The sequence below is a fragment of the Chitinophaga sp. genome, from assembly GCF_035564935.1.
GTDB lineage: Bacteria > Bacteroidota > Bacteroidia > Chitinophagales > Chitinophagaceae > Chitinophaga.
Window position 1 is genome coordinate 1 of record NZ_DATMTE010001105.1, and the last position, 9615, is coordinate 9615.

The following is a 9615-nucleotide window of genomic DNA, read 5'->3' on the forward strand; positions in this document are numbered from 1 at the left end:
TATCACCCTCCCTGTTGCAACGCATCGGCTTTACCAATGCACGTATTTATGTGAGTGCGCAAAACCTGTTTACCATTACGAAATATGGTGGCATGGACCCGGAGTTGTATACCAACGAGAACCTCGCCAATTATGCTGATATGGCCGTGGGTATTGACATGGGTACTTATCCGCCATCCCGCACCTACACTTTTGGTTTGCAGTTCGGTTTCTAGGAATGCCATTTATTAAAATCAACACACCATGAAAAAATTAGTTGTTATTATATCAATTGCCCTTAGCATTATGAGCTGCACCAAGCAGCTGGAAAAATTCCCCCAGGGGAAGCTCACAGGAGGCAATGTTTTTACGGAAGCCAATGATTTTGTGATGGCTACTGATGCCGCCTACCTGCCCGTTACCAACCGTTTCCGGGGCGACTGGGGATGGGACGATGGCAGTAGTATACCCCGCGACTGGGTAATAGGCGATCTGATGAGTGATGATGCCGTAAAAGGCGGCGGCAGTTTGGGCGACCAGGAAGATATGCGGCGGATGCAGACCTTTAGCATCTTCCCGGAAAATAATAATGTGCTGGGTATCTGGCGCTTTAATTATAAAGGCGTGGATGCCTGTAACACTTTGCTGGCGCAGGATGGCGCCGGTGTGCCTGGGCTTGATCCGGCGTTGCTGAAACGGATGAAAGGTGAAGCCTATTTCCTGCGTGCTTTTTATTATTTCAGGCTGGTGCTCAACTTTGGCGATATCCCTTTGCTGGTGCCTGAAAAAAATATGACCGATAATTCCGTACGTACACCGGCAGCACAGGTATATGAACAGATAGAAAGCGATCTTGCCCAGGCCCTCAGCATGTTACCGGCCACCTATGATGCCGACAACTACCAACGGGCCACCACCGGCGCAGCGCATGCCCTGCTGGCTAAAACCTACCTGTACCGGCAACGCTGGCAGGATTGCCTGACCCAGATTGCGGAAGTAGAAAAAGGTAATTACCAGTTGCTGGATCATTATGAAGATAATTTCAACGGCGTGGGAGAAAAAGCCGGGGAGATCATTTTTGCGGCCCGTCATGATGCCGGTAAAACGCCCTCCCAGGGATCTGTGCTCAATGCCGTGTTTGCACCACAAGGGAAAGGCTGGGGTTTTGAAATTCCCACCAAAAACCTTGTAGATGCCTTTGAAACCGGCGATCCCCGCAGGGCCGCCACTCTTTTCCAGGCAGGCGATAAATACCTTGATGGCAGCAACTACGACCCGGCCTGGTCGCCCGTAACCGGTTTTAACGTACGCAAGTTTATGAGCAATGTAAACCCCATTGATGATGGAGGTGTAGACTTTGCGTATATCCGTTTGGGTGATGTGATACTGTGGAAAGCCGAATGTCATGCCAACCTTGGCTCATTGCCCGAAGCACGCGCTGACCTTGAAAGAATACGGGCGCGGGCCCGCAAGTACGCCGCTAACCCGGCTACTAATTTACCGCCGGTTACCACCGATAATAAAGCAGCGCTTCTTTCCGCCATTCAACACGAAAGACGCGTTGAACTGGCGATGGAAGGGCATCGTTATTATGACCTGGTGAGATGGAACCTGGCACAGACCATCCTGGCAAAGGCGCCTGATACCGACCCACTGAAAGGGTACAAAGACTATGGTAATGGTTGGCAATCATTTAATAAGCTGTTGCCGATCCCGCAAAGGGAAGCAGACCTGCTGAAACTTAATCAAAACACCGGCTACTAACCAGCTTTATTGAACACGGAAACCTGTTTGTTGCCTGCGGACGGATATTTTTGGTTCGTCGCGGGCAACAAACAAATAACTCAAGCGCATTAAATATGAACCAAGTTACCGCTAACCGCTTTGCCGAAAATCCTTTGCTAAAACCGGCAGATGTACAACCCAGCAGACCCGGCCTGGAAGTAGCCTGTTTGCTGAATCCCGGCGTTTTCGAATACGACAATAAAATATGGCTGATCATCCGCGTAGCAGAACGGCCAAAGCAACAGCATCATCTCATTTCATTCCCTGTATTGCAAAATGGCGGAATAGAAATTATTGAGATCCTGAAAAATGATCCGCACCTCGATGCTACCGACCCGCGGGTACTACGCTATAAAGGCGACGACTACCTGACTACGCTTTCTCATCTGCGATTGTTTTGCAGCGAAGACGGCATCCACTTCCACGAGCCGGAAGGCTATCCGCAGCTGCATGGAGAAGGGCCGCTGGAATCATTTGGCGTAGAAGATTGCAGGGTAACAAAAATAGCCGATACCTATTATCTCACCTTCACAGCGGTATCGTCAAATGGTGTAGGCGTAGGCATGCGCACCACACGCAACTGGAAAACCTTTTCAGATCAATGCATGATCATACCGCCGCATAATAAGGACTGCGCACTATTTGACGAAAAAATAAACGGCAGGTATTACGCCCTGCACCGACCCAGCAGTGTGGATCTTGGCGGTAATTATATCTGGCTGGCACAGTCGCCCGACGGGATGCATTGGGGAAAGCACCAATGCCTGATCAAAACCCGCCCAGGCTACTGGGACAGTGCAAGAGTAGGCGCCGGCGCTGCTCCTATTAAAACAACAGCGGGTTGGCTGGAAATTTACCACGGCGCCAATGAAAAACATCAATACGGACTGGGAGCTATTTTGCTGGATCTTAACGATCCGTTCAAAGTGCTGGCACGCAGCGATGATCCTATTATGATACCAGAAGCTCCTTACGAGCTTACCGGCTTTTTCGGGCAGGTAGTTTTTACCAACGGGCATATTGTGAAAGGCAATGATCTCACCATTTATTATGGCGCTGCCGACGAAGTAGTGTGCGCCGCCCGGTTTTCTATCGCCGAAATACTTTCATCCTTAAAAAGGTAACAACTTATGCTCAGGAACCTTTCTGCAGAAATAAAACATTTCAACCAGCAGCCGCACGACTTCCGTATACTGGTGCTCACTAATATGATCTATGCACTGGTGCTGCCGGTAATTGATATTTTTGTGGCGGCATACGTGATGCGTAACTCTAACGACCCTACGAAAGTAGTGATCTATCAGCTCACTATTTATACCGGTATTCCACTTACTTTTTTATTAAATGGTTTTTTACTGAGCCGCTTCAATATTAAAACATTGTATTCTGCGGGTATGCTGCTCAGCGGCGTATCCATGATCGTGATGATGTCGCTCAAAACACTGGACCTCACCGGCATTGGGATTGCCGGTATTATCATGGGCATGTCGTTCGGCTTTTACTGGGCCAACCGCGACTACCTGGCATTATCCATCACCAACGACAGGAACCGCAATTATTACTATGGTCTTGAGACCTTCTTTTATACCATCATCGCCGTAGTGGTACCTGTTTGTATAGGCTGGTTTATAGAATCGGGCGGCGATATCAATGTAAACAACGCTTACCGTATCATTACCGGGCTGGTATTTGTGATCACCATCCTTGCTTCCGTAGTATGTTTCAGGGGGCATTTCCGTAACCCGGATGAGAAAACATTCCTGTACCTGCGCTTCCACCCTTACTGGCGAAAACTGCTGATGCTGGCCTCTTTGAAGGGATTGGCGCAAGGATATCTTGTAACGGCGCCCGCTATGCTGATTATGTTACTGCTCGGAAAAGAAGGTGCATTGGGCACCGCCCAATCGGTGGGCGCCATCATTGCCGCTGTGCTGATGTATATTATTGGCAGGGCGGCGAAACCGGAACACCGGATCATCATTTTTGCAGGAGGACTTATATGTTTTACGCTGGCCGCTATTTTCAACGGCGCCTTTTACAATGCAACAGGCGTGGTAATTTTTATGCTGTTCCTGCTGCTGGCAAAACCGCTGCTGGATATGGCCTACTTCCCTATTCAATTCAGCGTGATCGATATTCTTTCCAAAAAAGAAAAGCGTAACGTTTACGCCTATATTCTTAATCATGAAGTAGGTCTGTATGCAGGGCGTTTCCTGGGTGCAGGCACCTTTATTTTCCTGGCTTACTATTTTTCCACCGAAGTGGCGCTACGTTATGCCATCATCATCATTGCCATACTGCAACTGCTTTCCATTGCAGTAGGCAAAAGTATTATCAAAGAAGGGAAAGCGCTGATAAAAGAAACTAATGAAAAAACCACCGCAGTGGTATAAATTGTATACAGCATGGTAAAATTAACAACAACGGGGATCACGCTCTGCCTTCTGTGGATGGCCTGTAAAACACCTGCGCCGGCACCGGTAGTGCAGCAACACCTGCCCCGCCTGGACTCCATGGCCGATGTGCCGCAGCCGCTGCAGATCATCGACTGGTATGCCCTGGCCCGGCAGTTCGACAGCACCGCTTACAACTTTAACACCACCGGCCCGCATTGGCCACTGGTTTGGTGGGATAGCAGCCGGCATAATTTTGATCAGCCGGTGGTAGGGCTTTATACCGCAATGGACGATCAGCGGCAGGGACCCGCGCATAACAAAGGTATCTTCCACGAAGCGCTTGCTACAATGGGCGCTACGCTGGGCGCTACATTGGTGGGTGTTGACAAAAGCCGGCAACAGGGTCTTAACTATGTAGCCATGCTAAAAAATTATTTCAACCGCGAAACAGGCTGGGATATTATGATGAACAACACCTGCCCGGAGGTAGCCCAGCTTGGAGGCGGTTATGGGCGCGACTGGTGGTACGATGTATATCCCAACGTGCTTTTTTATGGTATCTACGATCATTATCCCAATACGCCGGGTTTTGACTCACTGGCACATCGCATTGCGGAAAAATTCTGCGCAGCAGACTCCGTGCTGAACGGCAACTATGATCATTCTTTTTTTGACTATGCACAACTGCAGCCAAAAGATAACTGGATCTGCAAACAGCAGGACGCCGCTGCCGGGCATGCTTACGTGTTATATGCCGCCTACAAAAAGTTTGGCGATCCGCGCTACCTGCAGCATGCCATAAAAGCACTGCAAACGCTGGAACAGCAGCCACATAATACCAACTATGAAGTGCTGATGCCTTTTGGCGCTTATATGGCAGCAAGACTGAATGCAGAACAGGGCAAACAGTTTAACGTGCACAAATTCATGGAATGGACATTTAACGGCGACCCCGAATGCCGGCAGGGCTGGGGCGTGCTGGCAGGCAACTGGAATGGCATTGATATATCAGGCATTGTAGGCAGTACAACAGACAGGGGCGGATACGGTTTTCTCATGAATACTTTTGATGCCGCGTGGCCGCTCGTAGCTATGGTGCGTTATGACCCTTCCTTCGCCGCCGCCGTTGGTAAATGGATGCTGAATGCCAGTAACGCTGCCCGTTTCTTCTATACCCAGTACATGCCCGATGACCATGAAACGATCCCGGAAAAGGCTGCTATTACCAAAGGAGTGATCGGCTATGAAGGCATTATCCATACTTCCTCTTACCCCGAATACGCACACCTCAAAGCCCCGGTAGCACAGGGCGACGGGCCGCAATGGGCCAAAGGAAATCCCGATGTATCGCAATTCAGCGTGTATGGCAGCGGGCATGCAGGGATCTTTGGCAGTATTATCCGCACCACTACCGTACCCGGTATATTACAACTGAACTTGCTGGCTACAGATTTTTTCAGAGACAAGGCTTACCCCTCCTATCTCTACTATAATCCTTACCCCGAAGAAAAAAAGGTAACGGTAAATGTGGGAGATCAACCGGTGGATATCTATAATACCATTACCCGGCAGTTTATTGCCCGCAAAGTGAAACAGGGCTATGACCTGGTGTTACCGGGGCGCAGCCCCGCAGTACTGGTGTTTACACCTGCCGGCGGTAAAGTGAGTAAGGTGGGTAACCGGTTGGCGGTAAATGAGGTCACAGTTAGCTTTTAGGTAAATACGTCTGCCCCGTAAGGCCGGCAACTTTGTCGTTTTTTTCCAAACAGCTCCTTCCTCATTCTCCTATCTTTACAAAAAAACATCACTATGGCAAGCAAGTTAAAACATGAGCAGGTACAGTATATCGAATTTCTGTCGAAAGACATTAACCGTGCGAAAGAATTTTATACAAAGAGTTTTGGCTGGAAGTTTACCGATTACGGCCCGGATTATACGGCATTTGAAGGCGACTATGTAGATGGCGGATTCACCGCTGGCAAGCCGGTAAAAGGTACGGTTTTAGTGATCCTTTATTCGAACGATATCGAAGCTACCCAGCAAAAGGTGGTTGCCGCAGGAGGAAAAATAGTAAAGGATATCTTTAGTTTTCCCGGTGGCAGGCGATTCCACTTCACCGATCCTGATGGTTATGAACTGGCGGTATGGTCGCTGTAAGAAAAGTAAAAGCCGCTCCTGCCAGAAGCGGCTTTTATGTTTTATCAAACAAAAAACTTACCTGCTATCCAGCGCCCGCATAAACGCAATAACTTCTTTTATTTCAACTGGTGTCAGCTGTAGTTTTTCTGCGCTTAAACTTTGATTGTGCACCAGCAAACCATTTCCCATACCACCGCCTTCATTATAAAAGTCCATTACTTCTTCCAGGGTAGCAAGTGCACCGTTGTGCATATAGGGCGCTGTTTTCGAAGTATTCCGGACGGTAACTGTTTTAAAAGCATGATCAAACGCTGATAATCGGCTGCTGTCAAAATAATTATAATTCATGAGTGTATTGAAAAGCCCCCTGTCGGGGTCAATGTTCTTGCTGCCTTGTTTTTCGGGAACACCCAATATTTCTGCATCCTGTGTGATAAATTTAGGCGGCAGCACCCCGCTGAACAGCGGCATATAATGGCAGGTGCCACAGCCTGCCTTACCCATAAATAAATTAAATCCTTTTACTTCTTCGGCAGACATGGCCGTATCCATACCAGCCATGTAATCATCGAAACGGCTGTTTAGCCGTACAAGGCTCCTTACATACGCCGCCAGCGCCTCTGTTACAGCTGCGGAATCCGGTTGTGGTTTCCCTGGGAATGCAGCAGCAAACAGCGGTGCATACCTGCCGGAATGGGTAATATCCTGCAGGGCGGTATGTATGCGCCCCCCCATCTCTTTTGGATTATGCACTACATCGTTCACCTGTTCTTCCAGGGTTTCCGCACGCTGATCGTAAAATTGCTGTGGTTGCAGCGCTGTATTAAGCAGGGAAGGCACATTCCTGTTTATCAGGCCAGTGCCGCTAATATCACTGTGTTTCACCAGGTTTTCTGCAAATGCTGTTTGCGGATGATGACAGGAAGCGCAGCTGATACTACCGTTGCCCGAAAAGGCCGTTTCCGTAAATAACGCCTTACCCAGCGCTGCTTTGGCAATTTTGTTGTCCTGATCAAGAAAAGGTGAGTAGGCATCTGCGTTAAAAGCGTCCTTGTCAAACAGGGTAAAAACATCCTGCTTTAATAAACGGTTGTAGTGATAGCCCTGGAAGTCCAGCTGCCTGCGTAGCTGTTCTATAGCGGTAGTTAACGGGTTGGCATAACGGCGTATAAAAAGCGCCCTGTCGAAACTATTGAAATCCCTGTTGGCTAACAGGAATGCGATGTTCCTGTTGAGCAGCAGCCGCGTGGTATTACTGCTGCCTGCATAAGGGGCCAGTACCTGTTGCAATGCCTGCAGGGCAACGGCGCATTCCTCCATGCTGTTCTTACTAAGCGGGTTATCATACCCGGTGATGCCCAATGTTTCAATGCGGAAAACTTCCAGTTTTGCAGCATCCAGGATCTGCCAGCCGGCAACAGGAATACCGGAAAAATAGGATTTAAATACCTGTAATTTATCGAGGATGATGTCTGTTTGCCCCAGCAGCATATTACGGGAGGTATTGCTGAACGCAGGAAATATGTGTTCTTCCATTACCTGCAGCCCGGAAGGATTTAAGATGGTGTAGCCGGGCAGCTCTGCTTCGGCTTTAGGTGCACCATTTATAAAACGCGCTGTAGAATAGGCGAAGTATTCCGTGGCCCACTCTATCCGTTTGTAATATTTCCTTGCCGCCAGGAAAGCAGGTTGCAGGTCTTCTGCGGAACCGGACCTGATAGCAGGTTGCAGTGAATCGGTGATGTAATGTGAAAAGGCGTCAATATCACGGCAAAGCATTCCCGCAATTTCTTTTGCGGGATCATTGGTTCTGACCCCGAAAGAAGATAGCAGCTGTATCGCCCCCACCATCAACACCAAAACTATTGCTATCCGGGAATGCTTCACCTGTTATTAAAATCAGTTTTTAAAATTAAAAGCGCCCTGTAACGGGTTGGCATTACCATCCCTGTTGTTGAGCGGTTTCAGACCCCAGCGTTTTTCAATAAACGACAGGATGCTTACCGTTTCGTACTGTGTCTGGTCCACATACCCCCTTTTGGCAAAGGGAGAGATAATAATGGCAGGAATGCGGCTGCCCGGTCCCCATTTATCAATCACCGGCGGCGCCACATGATCCCAGAAGCCCCCGTTTTCATCATAGGTAAGTATGATCACGGCATCTTTCCAGTTAGGACTATTGCGTACGGCGTTGATCAGGCTTAAAGCATGCGTTTCACCTGCTATAACGCTGGAGTAACCGGGGTGTTCGTTCTGAACACCAAGCGGCTTTACAAATGAAACTGCCGGCAACGTTCCTTCTTTTGCGGCTTTCAGAAATTCCTCTTCGTCTTTGAGATGTTCTTTTTTCGCGGATGTACCATCAGCAAATGTTTTGTAATAGATGAAGGGCTGGTGATGATATTGGAAGAACTCATCCGGTTTGCCTGCTATAGCATCGTTCCAGCCACCGGAATACCATGCCCAGGAAATATTTTTTTCACTGAGGCGGTCGCCGATAGTGGGGTTTGTTTGATTGGCAACCAGGTTTTCCTTTTTAGTTCCGGCGGGATGTGGCTGATTTACAGAGTAAATGGTGTTCACGGCATAGCCGTCGGGAGTCAAAAGTCCATCTTTTTGCATTTTACCGTCGTTGTCTGTCACCGCCCTGATATCCTGCGGGGCATCAGGGAAATAAGGCGTTGCCGCCGCTATCAGCCATTGATGATTGAGAAAGGAGCTGCCGAAAGCGCTGTGGAAGAAATGATCGCAAAGCGTAAACTCTTTTGCAACAGGATATAAAGGCAGCAGCGAGGTTTTATAATGCCCCATTGCAAGTCCAGCAGTACTGTTATATGCGGCAAAATAATTCATCTTTCCATTATTGATCTGGTTGCGCTCCTGGTAATACCGGTGCGTAACATCCGGTGTTTCTTTATCTGCAGGAACATACTGGTCTATATTGAAATAACCATTGGGAATATCTTTGGGAAATTCACTGGAACGTGGTATTGCCGGAAGATATTTGTACGGCTGACCATTGCGGTCCAGTTGCAGCACCGCTTCTTTTGATGCATTTGCCAGGCCGTTTGCGCCTTCAAATTGCCCGTACAGGTTATCAAAACTGTGATTTTCCATATAGATCACTACTACATGGTTCACTTTTTCAATCCCTTCCAAACCAGGTAATTTTGCAGTTTTAGTCCGCTCAGCGTGGCGGCTGCCGGTACAGCCTGCAAGAAAAGCGGCTGCGATAACTGCGCATAATGTAGATTTTTTGTTCACCATTGTCATAAACTGTTATCCGGTAAAAATACTGCCTGATTTTTTATTTTTC

At 48.4% G+C, this 9615-nt stretch carries 8 protein-coding genes; 6 read left to right on the top strand and 2 right to left on the bottom strand.

The features are described from left to right. The 6 genes from VN105_RS28575 to VN105_RS28600 all read left to right on the top strand — a co-directional run. Positions 1-215: hypothetical protein (locus VN105_RS28575; RefSeq protein WP_325646702.1), on the top strand; the 215-nt coding region annotated here is incomplete at its 5' end. 28 nt (positions 216-243) lie between these two features. After that, positions 244-1743 (top strand): RagB/SusD family nutrient uptake outer membrane protein, encoded by a 1500-nt coding sequence (locus VN105_RS28580; RefSeq protein ID WP_325646703.1) that lies wholly within the window; start codon positions 244-246, stop codon positions 1741-1743. Between the two features lie 95 nt (positions 1744-1838). Continuing rightward, positions 1839-2888 carry a glycoside hydrolase family 130 protein gene (locus VN105_RS28585; protein ID WP_325646705.1) on the top strand — a complete coding sequence of 350 codons (1050 nt, stop codon included), beginning with the start codon at positions 1839-1841 and terminating at the stop codon, positions 2886-2888. Positions 2889-2894: 6 nt separating this feature from the next. Further along, entirely contained in the window at positions 2895-4157 is a 1263-nt protein-coding gene (locus tag VN105_RS28590; RefSeq protein WP_325646707.1) for an MFS transporter, read from the top strand. Between the two features lie 12 nt (positions 4158-4169). Continuing rightward, positions 4170-5876 carry a hypothetical protein gene (locus VN105_RS28595; protein WP_325646709.1) on the top strand — a complete coding sequence of 569 codons (1707 nt, stop codon included), beginning with the start codon at positions 4170-4172 and terminating at the stop codon, positions 5874-5876. Between the two features lie 93 nt (positions 5877-5969). After that, the gene (locus VN105_RS28600) at positions 5970-6317 is read left to right on the top strand and encodes a VOC family protein (RefSeq protein ID WP_325646711.1); all 348 of its coding nucleotides are present in this window, start codon (positions 5970-5972) and stop codon (positions 6315-6317) included. A gap of 57 nt (positions 6318-6374) precedes the next feature. On the opposite strand, the gene VN105_RS28605 is transcribed toward VN105_RS28600, so the two are convergent. Then, positions 6375-8150, bottom strand: a complete 1776-nt coding sequence (locus tag VN105_RS28605) for a cytochrome-c peroxidase (RefSeq protein WP_325646713.1) — start codon at positions 8148-8150, stop codon at positions 6375-6377. A 48-nt stretch (positions 8151-8198) separates the two neighbouring features. Further along, positions 8199-9458, bottom strand: coding sequence for an alkaline phosphatase family protein (locus VN105_RS28610; RefSeq protein WP_325646715.1), 1260 nt, complete (start codon positions 9456-9458; stop codon positions 8199-8201). Positions 9459-9615 lie beyond the last annotated feature (157 nt).